This is a genomic window from Aestuarium sp. (genome assembly GCF_023253315.1).
GTDB lineage: Bacteria > Pseudomonadota > Alphaproteobacteria > Rhodobacterales > Rhodobacteraceae > Marivivens > Marivivens donghaensis.
Genome location: NZ_JALRGW010000007.1, coordinates 20,594 through 33,775, shown reverse-complemented (window position 1 = coordinate 33,775; position 13,182 = coordinate 20,594). Strand labels below are relative to the sequence as shown.

The 13,182-nt window shown below is 56.4% G+C and carries 16 protein-coding genes and 1 pseudogene; 5 read left to right on the top strand and 12 right to left on the bottom strand.

From position 1 onward, the window contains the following. Nucleotides 1–211 precede the first annotated feature (211 nt). The 3 genes from rpsT to mutM all read right to left on the bottom strand — a co-directional run bounded on the left by rpsT (nt 212) and on the right by mutM (nt 2,316). Nucleotides 212–475: a 30S ribosomal protein S20 gene (rpsT, locus tag AC1QQ2_RS05945; RefSeq protein WP_105236247.1), complete on the bottom strand. Its 264-nt coding sequence runs from the start codon at nt 473–475 to the stop codon at nt 212–214. A 149-nt stretch (nt 476–624) separates the two neighbouring features. After that, a complete protein-coding gene (locus AC1QQ2_RS05940; protein WP_105236246.1) occupies nt 625–1,401 on the bottom strand; it encodes an enoyl-CoA hydratase in 777 nt (258 codons plus the stop codon). A 63-nt stretch (nt 1,402–1,464) separates the two neighbouring features. Then, a complete protein-coding gene (gene mutM / locus AC1QQ2_RS05935; RefSeq protein WP_479712443.1) occupies nt 1,465–2,316 on the bottom strand; it encodes a bifunctional DNA-formamidopyrimidine glycosylase/DNA-(apurinic or apyrimidinic site) lyase in 852 nt (283 codons plus the stop codon). A gap of 84 nt (nt 2,317–2,400) precedes the next feature. Between mutM and ubiE the strand changes: the two genes are divergently transcribed. Together ubiE and ubiB are read left to right on the top strand one after the other, a co-directional pair. Then, nucleotides 2,401–3,153 carry a bifunctional demethylmenaquinone methyltransferase/2-methoxy-6-polyprenyl-1,4-benzoquinol methylase UbiE gene (ubiE, locus tag AC1QQ2_RS05930; RefSeq protein ID WP_067551887.1) on the top strand — a complete coding sequence of 251 codons (753 nt, stop codon included), beginning with the start codon at nt 2,401–2,403 and terminating at the stop codon, nt 3,151–3,153. Next, nucleotides 3,153–4,679, top strand: a complete 1,527-nt coding sequence (gene ubiB / locus AC1QQ2_RS05925; protein WP_249946203.1) for a 2-polyprenylphenol 6-hydroxylase — start codon at nt 3,153–3,155, stop codon at nt 4,677–4,679. The genes ubiE and ubiB overlap by 1 nt, the downstream gene beginning before the upstream one ends. Here the strand turns inward: ubiB and AC1QQ2_RS05920 are convergent. Both AC1QQ2_RS05920 and AC1QQ2_RS05915 read right to left on the bottom strand, forming a co-directional pair. Further along, complete coding sequence (locus AC1QQ2_RS05920) at nt 4,672–5,319, bottom strand: flagellar hook capping FlgD N-terminal domain-containing protein (protein WP_479712442.1); 648 nt, start codon at nt 5,317–5,319, stop codon at nt 4,672–4,674. The two genes, ubiB and AC1QQ2_RS05920, sit on opposite strands and share 8 nt — an antisense overlap. A gap of 13 nt (nt 5,320–5,332) precedes the next feature. Continuing rightward, complete coding sequence (locus AC1QQ2_RS05915; RefSeq protein ID WP_479712441.1) at nt 5,333–6,259, bottom strand: flagellar hook-length control protein FliK; 927 nt, start codon at nt 6,257–6,259, stop codon at nt 5,333–5,335. 85 nt (nt 6,260–6,344) lie between these two features. Between AC1QQ2_RS05915 and AC1QQ2_RS05910 the strand changes: the two genes are divergently transcribed. The 3 genes and pseudogenes from AC1QQ2_RS05910 to AC1QQ2_RS05900 form a co-directional block, all read left to right on the top strand. Next, a complete protein-coding gene (locus AC1QQ2_RS05910; RefSeq protein WP_479712440.1) occupies nt 6,345–6,614 on the top strand; it encodes a rod-binding protein in 270 nt (89 codons plus the stop codon). Continuing rightward, the gene (locus AC1QQ2_RS05905; RefSeq protein ID WP_479712439.1) at nt 6,607–6,936 is read left to right on the top strand and encodes a hypothetical protein; all 330 of its coding nucleotides are present in this window, start codon (nt 6,607–6,609) and stop codon (nt 6,934–6,936) included. Before AC1QQ2_RS05910 ends, AC1QQ2_RS05905 begins: the two co-directional genes overlap by 8 nt. 181 nt (nt 6,937–7,117) lie before the next feature. Beyond that, nucleotides 7,118–7,258 (top strand): annotated as a pseudogene (locus AC1QQ2_RS05900) (flagellin N-terminal helical domain-containing protein); the annotation flags it as partial. Here the strand turns inward: AC1QQ2_RS05900 and AC1QQ2_RS05895 are convergent. From AC1QQ2_RS05895 to AC1QQ2_RS05865, 7 genes are all read right to left on the bottom strand, one after another. After that, a complete protein-coding gene (locus AC1QQ2_RS05895) occupies nt 7,198–8,511 on the bottom strand; it encodes a flagellar hook protein FlgE (protein WP_105236239.1) in 1,314 nt (437 codons plus the stop codon). The pseudogene AC1QQ2_RS05900 and the gene AC1QQ2_RS05895 sit on opposite strands and share 61 nt — an antisense overlap. 65 nt (nt 8,512–8,576) lie before the next feature. Continuing rightward, on the bottom strand, nt 8,577–9,377 hold the full coding sequence (locus tag AC1QQ2_RS05890; RefSeq protein ID WP_479712438.1) for a flagellar motor protein MotB: 801 nt from the start codon (nt 9,375–9,377) through the stop codon (nt 8,577–8,579). 61 nt (nt 9,378–9,438) lie between these two features. Continuing rightward, nucleotides 9,439–10,203, bottom strand: a complete 765-nt coding sequence (locus tag AC1QQ2_RS05885) for an FkbM family methyltransferase (RefSeq protein WP_479712437.1) — start codon at nt 10,201–10,203, stop codon at nt 9,439–9,441. Continuing rightward, a complete protein-coding gene (locus AC1QQ2_RS05880) occupies nt 10,203–10,595 on the bottom strand; it encodes a DUF6165 family protein (RefSeq protein WP_479712436.1) in 393 nt (130 codons plus the stop codon). The genes AC1QQ2_RS05885 and AC1QQ2_RS05880 overlap by 1 nt, the downstream gene beginning before the upstream one ends. Beyond that, the gene (locus AC1QQ2_RS05875; protein WP_479712435.1) at nt 10,588–11,952 is read right to left on the bottom strand and encodes a tetratricopeptide repeat protein; all 1,365 of its coding nucleotides are present in this window, start codon (nt 11,950–11,952) and stop codon (nt 10,588–10,590) included. Before AC1QQ2_RS05875 ends, AC1QQ2_RS05880 begins: the two co-directional genes overlap by 8 nt. Continuing rightward, nucleotides 11,945–12,733: a hypothetical protein gene (locus AC1QQ2_RS05870; RefSeq protein ID WP_479712434.1), complete on the bottom strand. Its 789-nt coding sequence runs from the start codon at nt 12,731–12,733 to the stop codon at nt 11,945–11,947. Before AC1QQ2_RS05870 ends, AC1QQ2_RS05875 begins: the two co-directional genes overlap by 8 nt. 39 nt (nt 12,734–12,772) lie before the next feature. Next, nucleotides 12,773–13,063 carry a hypothetical protein gene (locus AC1QQ2_RS05865; protein WP_249946212.1) on the bottom strand — a complete coding sequence of 97 codons (291 nt, stop codon included), beginning with the start codon at nt 13,061–13,063 and terminating at the stop codon, nt 12,773–12,775. Nucleotides 13,064–13,182: the final 119 nt, after the last annotated feature.

Here is a 13,182-nt window from a genome sequence, read left to right as displayed (position 1 = left end):
CCCCAGGAACGATGTGAATCGCTAAGTGACACTAGCAACCTCACTCGGACCGCTTCAACACAACAACGATCTTGACTCGGACTTTGGCCAAAAAGAATCTGTTCGTTTTTTGAAAGCGCTTATAAAATTGGGGTTCGGTGGTAAGTGGGCAACAAAAAACGCGCCCCGAGAGGCGCGTTCATTTTTCGTTTTTCTACCCTAAAGGATGGAATCAGGCGATCGCTTTAACACGCGATGCAAGGCGCGACATTTTGCGCGATGCGGTGTTCTTGTGGAAGATGCCTTTGGTGACGCCACGCATCAGTTCCGGCTGAGCAGCTTTCAGAGCTGCAGCAGCTGCGTCTTTGTCGCCCGAAGCGATTGCTTCTTCGACTTTACGCAGGAAGGTGCGGATGCGCGAACGGCGCATTTTGTTGATGTCAGCGCGAACAACGTTCTGACGGGCGCGTTTTTTGGACTGCGGCGTGTTTGCCATGTGCGGTTCCCCTCTCTCGGGCTAATTTGAATATCGTTAATGCAACGGAGCCCGACCGGGTTTCTGAACCGGCTGATTCTGGCCAGAGCGGGCCTCACACGCATGTATCGGGCGGCGTTTAAGGCCCGCCGCCCAAAAAGGCAAGTGTTTTAGCGGTCGCGGAACTGCGGTTCACGCTTTTCGAGAAAGGCAGCCATGCCTTCTTTTTGATCTTCGGTTGCAAAGAGCGAGTAGAACACCGCGCGTTCGTAAGCGACGCCCTCGGAGAGCGAGGTTTCGAACGCCTTGTTCACGCAATCCTTCGCAGCAGCGGCAGCGATCAGTGATTTCTCTGCGATCTTACCAGCGGCGGCCAGTGCTTCTTCTTTCAGCTTTTTCGCAGGAACGACGCGGGACACGAGGCCCGAACGCTCTGCTTCTTCGGCATCCATGAAACGGCCCGTCAGGTGCATATCCATTGATTTGGATTTGCCAACGTAGCGCGACAGGCGCTGCGTGCCGCCGATCCCAGCGATCACACCGAGGTTGATCTCGGGCTGGCCGAATTTGGCGTTGTCGCCTGCGATGATGAAATCGCACATCATTGCGAGTTCGCAGCCACCGCCCAGCGCGTAGCCAGCAACGGCTGCGATGATCGGTTTCTTTGTGTTGTTGAAACGGTCGCTTTCGGTCGCAAAGAATTTAGCGCTGACCATATCAACGAAGGATTTTTCCGACATTTCGGAGATGTCAGCACCAGCGGCAAATGCCTTTTCTGAACCAGTGATGACGATGCAGCGCACCTTCTCGTTTTCATCAGCGGCTTCGAGTGCATCGCACAGTTCGCCGAGAAGTTTCGAGTTCAGCGCATTGAGAGCCTCGGGACGGTTCAGGGTTATCAGTGCGACGTATCCCTGAACGTCGACGATGATGGTCTCATAAGCCATGTGCAGCCTCTGTTATCATTTTCACAGGACCAACTGCTTAACAAAGCTGTGACACCGATCAAGCTATCTTTGGCATTGCGGACAATAGAAAGTTGAGCGTCCCGACAGTACGAATCGATGAATGACGTTAGGGCATCCCTCTGTTTTGCAAGGGTTTCCTTCCTGATCGTAGACGCGGAACGTATGCTGAAAATATCCTAGCTCTCCATCGGCTTGACGGTGGTCTTTGAGCGAAGAACCGCCTGCTTCAATCGCCTCAGAGAGGACTTCGCGGATGATCGGGACAAGCGATGCGATACGAGCGGCAGAAATTTGGCCTGCTTTGCGCTTTGGGTTGATGCCTGCGCGATAAAGAACCTCGCAAACGTAGATATTCCCTAATCCAGCAACGATTCCTTGATCGAGGAGGGTCGTTTTGATGGGCGAAGTCTTTCCCCTGAGTCGCTCGGTCAGGTAGTGTTCGTTGAAACTGTTGGAAAACGGCTCTGGCCCGATGTCCCGTAACAGCCAGTGGTCATCGGCCTTAGCCGTCTCCATAAGGTCCATCGCGCCGAACCGACGAGCATCGTTAAAGGTCACGCGCGCACCGTTCGCCATGTCAAACACAACGTGATCATGTTTCGCAGGCACGGGGTGCGGGTGGTGGAATTCGCCGATGGTGACGCCAGAGACAGTCATACGCCCCGACATCCCGAGGTGAATCAGCAGCGTTTCCCCACTATCAAGGTCCGCGAGGATGTATTTGGACCGCCTGCGCAGGGCATTGATCCGCTTGCCTGTCAGACGATCCGCCATATTTTCGGGGAACGGCCAACGCAGGTCGGGACGGTTGACCGAGGCTTTCGCGATGATTTCGCCTTCCATCGCGGGTTGCAGGCCGCGGCGGACTGTCTCTACCTCTGGCAATTCGGGCATGGCGTGCTTCCTATCTGCGGGGGTCCAGTGTATGCCCCAATTGGCCCCTAAAGATGTGACGCAAGCACGAGGACGGCAAGTGCCATGACCGAGACACCAGAAAACACCACCCACTTTGGTTTCGAAACCGTGCGGGAAGACGAAAAAGCAGGCCGCGTGCAGGGCGTGTTTACTTCGGTCGCGTCGAAATATGACATTATGAATGACGTGATGAGCGTCGGCATCCACCGTGTTTGGAAAGACGCGATGATGGATTGGCTGGCCCCGCGTCCGGGACAAAAGCTGTTGGACGTTGCAGGCGGCACCGGTGACATTTCGTTCCGTTTCCTGAAACGCGCAGGCAGCGGACATTCGACGGTGCTCGACCTCACGGAATCGATGCTGGTGGCTGGGCGTCAGCGGGCCGAGGCGGACGATATGGCCGATAGCCTCGATTGGGTTGTGGGCGACGCGATGAAGTTGCCGTTCCCCGACAATACGTTCGACGTTTACACGATCAGCTTTGGCATCCGTAACGTGACCCGCCCCCAAGAGGCTCTCAATGAGGCTTACCGCGTTCTGCGCCCAGGTGGTCGCCTGATGGTGCTGGAGTTCAGCCAGCTGCCGAACCCGATGATGCAAAAGGCCTACGACCTCTATTCGTTCAACGTTATTCCGCGGATGGGCCAACTGATCGCGAATGATCGGGACAGCTACCAATACCTCGTCGAATCGATCCGCAAGTTCCCAGATCAAGACACGTTCCTGTCGATGGTGAAAAAGGCAGGGTTTGAGAACGCGAAGTATCGCAACTTGTCGCTGGGCATCGCGGCGCTGCATTCGGGGTGGAAAATCTGATGCGCGGTCCTCACAACATTTGGCGGCTTGTCCGCACGGGTGCCACGCTGGAACGCGCGGGCGCTATGAATGTCGTTCTAGACGCGTTTGAGGCTGGGCCGTTGCTGCGGTTCACGGCGCGGACGCTGGCGTTGCCGTTTCGCTGGCTGGGCTACCGTGGCGATGCATCTCTGCCGCCGACCACGCGGGCGCTGACGGCGCTGGGGCCTGCTTATATCAAATTCGGTCAGATCCTTTCGACGCGTCCTGATGTGGTGGGCGACGACCTCGCACGGGAACTACGCGTGTTGCAGGACCAGTTGCCCGCGTTTTCGGTCGATATCGCGAAACGCGAGGTCGAGCACGAGCTGGGCATTTCTGTCGATGAAGTATTCGCCAGCTTTTCCGAACCCGTTGCCGCAGCATCGCTCGCGCAGGTTCACAAGGCCGTACTCCGGTCGACAGGTGAAGAAGTCGCCGTAAAGGTTCTGCGGCCTGGCGTGGAAAAGGCGTTTCGCAAGGATATCGACGCCTTCTACTTTGCCGCCAATATGATCGAGTTTCTGTCGCGCAAATCCCGCCGATTGCGCCCGATTGAGGTGATCGAACATTTCGACGGTGTTGTGCGTGGCGAGTTGGACCTCAGGCTAGAGAGCGCGTCAGCTTCTGAATTTGCGGCGAACACCGAAGCCGACGAGGGCTTTACCGTTCCGCGCGTGAATTGGCAGTTGTCGGCGCGGCGTGTGATGACGCTTCAATGGGCTGAGGGCACCAATATGGGTGACAACGCGGCGCTGGATGCTGCGGGTCACGACCGCAATGCGCTAGCGACCCGCGTGCTGCAAATTTTCCTAAGCCAAGCGCTGCGCGATGGTTTGTTCCACGGCGATATGCATCAGGGCAACCTCAAGGTCGCGGCGAACGGCGACATCATAGCTTATGACTTTGGGATCATGGGCAGCATTGATGAATATACACGTCGTGTATACGCAGAAATCCTCTACGGGTTCATCAAACGCGACTATAAACGCGTGGCCGAAGTGCACTTTGAAGCAGGATATGTCCCTGCAAATCAAGATGTTGATGAATTCGCGCGTGCGCTGCGTGCCGTTGGTGAGCCGATCTTTGGCATGGATGCGAGCCGCATTTCGATGGCGCGCCTGCTGTCTTACCTTTTTGAAGTGACGGAACGGTTTGGCATGCAAACCCGTACCGAACTGATCCTTCTGCAGCGCACGATGGTCGTTGTCGAAGGCGTTGCGCGGTCGCTCAATCCGAACGTCGATATCTGGGCCGATGCCCGCCCCGTCGTTGAGTCCTACATCAAGAACGCGATCGGACCCAAGGCGGTCATGCGTGATCTGATTCGGACGGCGCGGGTTCTGTCCCGCTTTGGTCCGCGCCTTCCTGAAATGGCCGAGGCCGCGCTGGTGCGGCAGGGTAAGAACTTTGGCGAAGAGGAAGAAGTGCGCAGCACCTCTGCCCTCTGGGCAATTGCGGGCGCGGCGGTTGTTGGGGCGGCTTGGGTCGCGACGCTGTTTATCTAGCACGCAGGGCGGTGACGGTTTCGACCGGCACCTCCGCCCCGTTTTCGAGGACGAGAACGGTCGCACCAGATTCGGTGCGGACTTCTGCCACGGTGCCGTAAACGCTCGCCTGTGTGGTCGCGATGAGGGTGTCCGATTGATAGCTCTCAACATAGAAACCGTAGTCGCCAGAGGTCATCGGCGACCCGTAGTCATCAACCCCCGCCCACGTCACGGTGCCCGAGGTCGGATCAATGGCGATGCGTTGCACTTCGGCCCCGTAACTGTTCACCACGACCAAATCGGCAGAGTCCGCGTCAGCGTCGACCGATGTCGCGACCGAAATGGGCGTTCCGTCGAAGCGTGCGGTGGACGGCGCCCTGACGTCTTGACCGATCCACGCGCCCATGTCGGACATCGCGGAGGATGACATAACGGCCATCAACTGCGCCAAGAGGTCATTGGTTTTGACCTGCTGTTCGACTGACGAAAAGGTCGCCAATTGCACGGCATAGTCCGAGGGATCGGTTGGGTTTAGCGGGTCCTGATTCTGCATCTGGACTGTCAGCATGTTCAAGAACGTCTCAAAGTCCGAGCTGATCGCCGATGACGAGGTGGGTGCCGTCGTGGTTGTCGTTGATGTCGTTGCGGTCACATCCATTTTATCATCCTTTTCAGAGCCTTATGTCGACGCCTGTCGATATGATTTGCTGCGTGGGGGTTGGGTCGTCGGGAGGGACTTCGACGAGGATTTGCGTCGGTTTAGGGGTCTCTTTGGGTGAGTTTCGTCCACCGTCATCCGCGAACCCCAGATCGACGGATTGGAAGCCAAGCGACCGAAACTCCTGCTGAAGCAAGTCCAAATGCCGCCGCATGAGGTCAGAGGTTTCAGGTCGTTCCGCAGCAACCACAATCTGCACGGTTTGATCCGTCACGGTCATGTGCAGCCGCACGCGGCCTAGTTCTTCGGGGTTTAAAGCAATTTCGGTGGTGCCGCTGTCATCGTTGGCGACCGAAACCAGAATCTGTTCGGCGATGTGCCGAACGATTTGCGCAGGGACGAGGATCGGTTTTGGTGCCGCAATCGGAATGGGAGCAATCGGATGATATGGCAGCGTAAATGTGGGCGTCTCGGCGATAGGGGGAGGAGCTGAGGGGACGGAAGAGCGTTGCTCTATACCTTCTTTGATTTTTGGTTCAGGTGCTTCCAAAGAAACGAGTTGCACCGCCTCCGCCCGTGTTGGAGGGGATGTCGGGGCCTGCACATCGGGGCTGTCAGGTGCGCGTTCCACTTCGGCCACAGGCGCAGTCGGTTGCTTCGGTTCGAGCGTAAAGTCACGCTCCGCCTCATCCGCTGGCACCATCGGCTGTTCTGGCTGGGGCACAAAGACCCGAGCCACAACGGAGACCGTAGTGAACTCCCACTCAGGGGCGATCACTTCGGTGCCGACCTCCAACTCAGGCTCGTCTGTCTCAACCTCAGTGATCTCCTGCAATACCCTCGCGAAATCGGGCAGCTCTTGCGGCATTGCCTCTGCAGATTCGACGGGAATCTGGGGCAAAATCGGCAGAGCGCAGATGAGATCGGGTTGAAGCATCATGGGTCGGGTTTAGCGCCCGATGCTTACCGAATCTTTACCGCCATCGATTTATTTCATCCCCGATACCCACGGATCGGAGGTGCCGATGATCCCCCTTTTGACCGAACAGCCCAGCGCAGTCAGTTCGACTTCGCAATTGCGAACGGTCGCCAACGAAATGGAAACCGCGTTTTTGGCAGAAATGCTGAAATATTCGGGACTTGGCGACACGTCGGGCGCCTTTGGCGCAGGCGCTGGCGGCGAACATTTCGCGTCATTTCTGCGCGAAGAACAGGCCCGCATTATGGTCGAAGGCGGCGGAATCGGCCTCTCGGAATCGATCTTTCGCGCCCTTTCGGAGAGAGCTCATGACTGACCAGACACAACACGCTTTGGACCTTCTGGATCAGGCGCGACAGGCCACCTTATGTGGGGATTATCGCGCTTTGGATCAACTGTCGGCGCCCTTGAAGGCGATCACCGAAAAGGCCAGCACTGATGCCAGTTTCGCGGCGGCAATTCGACCCGCGGCAGAGCGGAATGCACGTCTGTTGCAGATGGCGCTGAACGGGATTGAGAACGTGCGCAAACGGCTCGTTGATCAGAAACAGCAGATGGCGAACTTCGGGACTTATGACGCGGCTGGGCACCATGCCGTTCATGTGATGCGGCCCGAAGCCCTGCAACAAAAGATCTAATTTGAACGATTTTTGAGGCGGCTATTAGGACTTCGTTAGCCGACTCTGCCCAAGGTGGCCTCACATCCGAAATGGATTGTCGGGCCTGACCTGACCCCCGTCAGAACGACGATTTCTCCGGCCGAAATGGCCATTGAACTCACGGCGCAAAAGCGCCCCTCCATGAAAAGGACTCGCACTCATGTCGAGCATTCTGACGAACAACGGCGCAATGGTTGCGCTGAACACTTTGAAATCGATCAATAGCAACCTGTCCAAGGTTCAGGACACCATTTCCACGGGTAAAGAGGTCAATTCGGCCAAGGACAACGCCACGGTCTGGATCACTTTGGCGTTCGACGAATAGGCACGCTGGGTTTGGATCAGTTCGGTCAATTCACCCGCCACATCGGTCGAGGATTCCTCGCGTGCATAGGCCACGATGTCACCCGTCGGACCATCACCTGCGTCCCAAAGGAAGAATGATCCGCTGTCGGGGGTGGGTCGGTAGCTTTGATAATCGAGGGATTCGAGGCCGTTGATATTGGACACATCAACGAGCGGTATTTGGTAAATCACCCGCGTGATTCCGATGTCAAAGGCGGCCGAGACAAAGCCGTTCGCATCGACTTCGATGGAGGTCATATTGCCGACGGGGGTTCCATTTTTCGACACTGATACAGGCTGAAACGCGTCAGAAAGTTGGGTCAAGCCACCAGAGGTGCCCAGAATACCAAGGTTTAGATCCATTGGCCCGCCGTTCACGTTCAGGCTGATGTAACCATCGGTCCCATCGTAAGCGCCACCCGTAACGGGCGTGACCGATTTCAACGTTCCGCCCGCGCCGCGCGTGTCGTCGAAGGTCAGGTTATATTCACCGACAATCGCATTGGCAGAGGCGCTGTCGCGCACGACCATTGTCCATGAATTGGACGAGCCGCTCGCAGGTACAATCGGCACGAATTCAATGGTTAAGCTCTCTGATTTACCAAGGTTGTCGAAGTATTCGACCGATAGTTCTTCGGTCTCCCCGACGGCGGAGGAGTCGGTTGAAGTCGCGGGCAGGTTCACCGCAAGATCGACATAGGTCGTCGCCTCTCCCGCGAATTGGTTCGTGTTGATTTTGACAGGTTCCAACCCATCCGCTGTGTCGCGCGGATAGGTCGGAATGGTGCCATCGGTATTTGCCGGCCAGCCCATGAGGATAAGCCCGCTGGACGTTGTGAGATACCCCCGATCATCGGTGCTAAACGACCCTGTCGTGGTCAGCATCATCGGGTGATCACCGTTATCGACGTTCACCGAGGCTTCGGTCGTGACGGGCAACATGCCGCGCCCACGAACGGCCAAGTCAGTCGCACTCGACGTAGAAACAAGTGCGCCACGCTGGTCGATCAAACGCGTGTTCGTCGTGCGCACACCACCAGCGGAATAGGTGCCAGTGCCCGTTTCAATCACCATGGAATGAAAGTCGGTCACGGCGCGTTTGTAGCCATAAGTCGAAGAGTTCGCGATGTTATCAGAGATCGCAGCCAGACGGGTCGCGTTCGCGGCCAAACCAGCAACGGAAGCATTAAGCGAAGATGAAATCGTCATACGGAGCCTTTCTGCATCGGGGACGATGATTTCAGGCAGAATATCCGCCACCTCTTAACAGTCGCCTAACGCAGCGGACCGCGGAGTAAGATGACCTCGAGCCGATTGTTCCGCAGGGCTGTCGGTATCGGGTCCGCAGGTTCGCGATCCGCATGACCCGTCACACGGCGGAGCCGTTCTGGCGGCAAACCTGCCCCTTCGAGTAGGGTTCGGAATATGGCGGCATGATCCGTGGACAACTGCCACACGGGATTGTCTGCGATGACCAGCGGACGCGCCGCGACATGCCCTTCGATTGCAATGCCGTTGGTCACCATCGTTGCTACACGGGCGATAACCCTTGCGAGGTCTTGCGTTGTCTGGGACGGGTTCACACCATCGAACAATGGCGCGTCAGGGACATCGAAGAGTTCGATAACTAGGCCCTCGTCGGTGATGCGGGTCACGACATGGCGCATCATGCGGTCAGATAGCAGAACCTCACCGCCTTGACCGATCAGGATGGATTCGAGTTCCTCTAGCGCAGCCACATCGGGTGGAACGGCGCCACCATCCCCGCCTATATCAGGCGTGCCACCGTCACCAGATTTGATAAACGTATCGCTTGTCGCGATGTCTACGCCGCCAAACATACCCTCGCCGCTTGCAGACACCTGACTGAGCGGGATCGAGGGTGCGAAGTAATCCGCGAGTCCCGTGCGTTGCTGTTCTGACGTGGAGTTCAGAAGCCACATCAGCATAAAGAACGCCATCATCGCGGTCACAAAATCTGCGTAGGCAACCTTCCAAGCGCCGCCGTGATGACCGTCACCGACCACGACCTTTTTGCGCTTGATGATCACCGGCGCGTTCGATTGAACTGCCATCTCATCCACCTTTATTCACCCGCAATCAGGGCTAAGGGGAGAGGTTTAACAGGTCGTAAATTCAGGACCGGCGACGGTAGAGTTCATCAGGGCCTGCGAATTCGATCAGATCGTAGCCATTCGCACGCATGATATCGGCGATCTCGGTGGTCTTGGAATTGTTCTCAATCGACCAAAACGCGACCCGATGCTGATCAAAGGGAAACGCCTTTAAAACAGCGACTTCGCCGCCCTCAATGTCCAACGAAATGAAGTCGGGATGAGGGATGCCGCTCTCGGTCAAAATGCGGGACAGGGTGCGCGTCTCGACGGTGACCAATTCTTCGGCGTGACGGGGGTCATCGCGGACAGTTTGAAGCAAATCTTCATCATATAAATCGGCAAGCCCGCTCATCTGCGTGAAGCCGCGGGTCACCGCGATAAACGATGCGGTGCCGTCCGTGGGGGCGACGGCCACTTCGACGCAGGGACATTTCCGTGCAATCCGCGCCTTTGCGATCTGGGACGCAACGGGTTCGACCAGAACCCCTGTCCACCCGCGGATTTGCTCAAAGAACAGAGAATTCGACCCTGTTACGCCGTCATAGCCGCCCACATCGACGAAAGTTCCGCCCGTTTTATGGTCCAGCAAACGGTCAATGACCCAGTCCTGACCCGCTTGCGACATGTAGTGATATGTCGGATCAGAGGCGCGGCGCAGTTGATGCAATTCCCGTAAAATCGCACCCCGTTTGCGGGTCTTTTCGGCGACCAATAGACCGTTCAACTCGGCCTGCAATTGGGCGATTTCGGTTTTTACAGCGCGTAGGCGGCTATCAATCGTCATTATGGCACCTCGAAATAGGATTTTTCCTCAACGATGGCCGAGCCGAGCAGTAGGTTGATCTGTTTCTTAACCGCCGCCCGACGGTCATTGGTTTGATACACGGCACGCGCAAGTCGGATGAACTCTGCGCCGAAATCCTGACGAGATTCACATTCGCGGATGTCATCTTCGATAACCCAAAGGCTCGCGTTAATCTGGTAAAGTGTTTCCCACAAAAGGCCCAATTTCTTGGACTCGGGCAGAGCCTGATCAGCGATGTCTTGCAGAACTTTGCGCTCATGGGCGACGTTCGAAAGCTTAGCCGCATCCAAGATACGTTCGGATTTCAGGCGGAGAATGGTCAGTTTGTCGATCAATTCACCCGGCGCAGTCGGAACCAAAATATCATCCATGTGCTGCTACCTTCCGTTCCAATTCGACCCTAACGCGGCCCATAACTTCATCCCATTTCAGCGCCTCTTGTTGTCTGAACAACCGCATCGTCGGATACCAAGGCGTGGTGTCCCCGCTGTGCCGATAGACCCAAAACGCATCGGAATGCAGTACCACCCACGTCGGCAAACCCAGCGATCCCGCGATATGCGCGGTGGCCGTGTCTGACGAAATGATCAGGTCCATTTCTTCCATCGTTGCTGCGCAATCGGCAAAGTCCCTGTCCGATGACGCCGCATCCACGATCAAACCCGCGCTTCCGTCAGCGTAAAAGGCATCGACCATCGGGCCCTTGTAGAGTGAAAATAACTGTACAGATTTTACATCCGCTAGGGGTAGGAAGTCAGTGTGACTAAATGACCGAAACGCGTTGGCCTTATAGGTGACGGAGCCCGTCCAGACGACGCCGACCTTGAATTTATCGCGATATGGTGCGGTGATGGCACGGGCGCGAATACGGGAATCTTCGGGGATCGAAAGCTGGGTCGGGTGGCGCAGATCGGCATCCGTTTTCAACGCGATACCACCCAAGTCCATCATATTGATCCAGTAGTCGGCTTCGGACTTTGCGTTGATCGAACTGACGACACGATCCGCACCCGAAAGGCCTTGGAAAAGACGGAACAGCGGTTTTTCAGCCAAAACAGTGACTGTTTTCGCACCCAGACGTTTCAGATCAGGCAGGTGACGCGCCATCAAAACGCAGTCGCCAAACCCTTGCTCCGGCAAGACAAGGATCGTTTTGCCGTCCAGCGGTTCGCCATTCCATTCGGGAAACGACAAGTCACGCTTTGTGAGCTCGCCCAAGCCCCAACGCGCCTTGTAGAGATCGAAGGCCTTTTCATAGTCGCCCAGCGCAAGTGCTGACATAGCCGCTTGAAGTGACATGTCGTGATAGTCGGGAAACTGAGGGATCAGCGGAGAGAGATACTCGACAGCTTCTTCGTAACGCCCCATTCCGCGCAAACACCGCCCGATCAGGGAGTGCTGTTCAGGCAGGTTAGGGTCTTCAGCGAGCAGCAGTTTCCGCAGCGCAATCGACTCTTCGTATTTGCCGAGGTCCGACAAGATATTCGCAAAGTTCGCCTGCACGACTGTATTTTCAGGGTCGATGGCATAGGCGCGCCGATGTGCCCGTTCTGCGTTGTGATACTGTTTGATCCGCCGCAACAGCGCCCCGTAGTTCGACCACATCTGGGCGTCGTCGGGCCGCGCCGCGAGATAGTCTGCATAGTCTCGCAAAGCCGTATCCAGCTTGCCCGATTGATGGGCGCTGATCGCTGCAGAGCGGATCTCTCTGGCCGTCCGTTCAGTCATCTGTTTTGCGGCGCTTCAAGGGTTTGATCAGCGTATCGGGGCGCACCTCTTCGGCGCGTTCAAACAGGCTAAACGTCTGGTTCACAAAGTTCACAGCGCCCGACACGAAATCAACGTAGTCGGCCAGTTCTTTGGTCAATTCAGTCTCTACCAAGGCGACACTGCGGTCGGGCGTGGCGGCTTCGAACATGACGTAGAACAGGGGATCACCGCGAGTGATCTTGAGCGGCTTTGACGTGTCGTACCATTCAAAGGCCCACATCAACGGGCGCGGCCACACATTAATCGGGAACCGCCCACCAAAAATCGTGCCCGGCCAAGGGTCCTTTTGGTAGTGCATAAACGGCGCGAGCTGGGTCGCATAGACGGGCTCATCCGCGACCAAGACATAGGGCAGCGACAGTTGGATGGTCGGCACGTTTGGATGCCGCCATTCCTTTTCAGATGTCACGTGAAGGTGCTGGCTGATCTTATTCGCCCTGACGGGGCTAAGATCGCCGTTCAGGTTGCGCAGCCCAGGTTTGCCGTCCTTGTCCCGCACGAATTGCAGATGCAGGTCAAACGGAGCGCGAAATACGAAATATCGGCTCTCCATGTTGATCACTGCGGGGCAGCGTGATGCCGATTTGGCGTGGGTCTTATTCTTTTCCGTGCTGCGGAACCGTTCGGGCGGATAGAAAATCACACCCGCCTTTTGTGAATTCAGGAACCATCCAACGGTCACTGGACCTTTGTTTTCTGGCAAACCCGGTGCGTTCTCGAACTTGACCGAAAATTCCATTCTCGTCGTCCTATGGGCGCAGTTAAAGCTGCGCTATTGTTATACGTCAGGTGTCGCAGCGACCCGCGCTTGGGCTTCTGCATTGCAGACACGTTTTCCATCACGGCCATAAAGTGGGAAACCTGTGGCTGGCTCTGAAACCTCGATCGAATAGGCATAACATCCATCAGCGGCCAAAAAGACGATCGCAGGCGGCACACCTTCAGGCAGAGCTGCGATGATCTCTGGCGGATAGATCGGTTGACCGTTCTCATCTAAAGGAAAATCGCTCATCACGCAGGCGGAGAGAGAGGTGCAGGCGAACAGCACAAAAGCAAACACACGGGTCATAATAAATCGTCCGGTTGTATTCAGTTACATCTAGTTAACCCCCAAGCAACCAATTGGTCCAAGGGAAAGTAAACCAATGTCCCGCCTAAACGCTGATTTTCCGTTTCAATTCGCGTTGA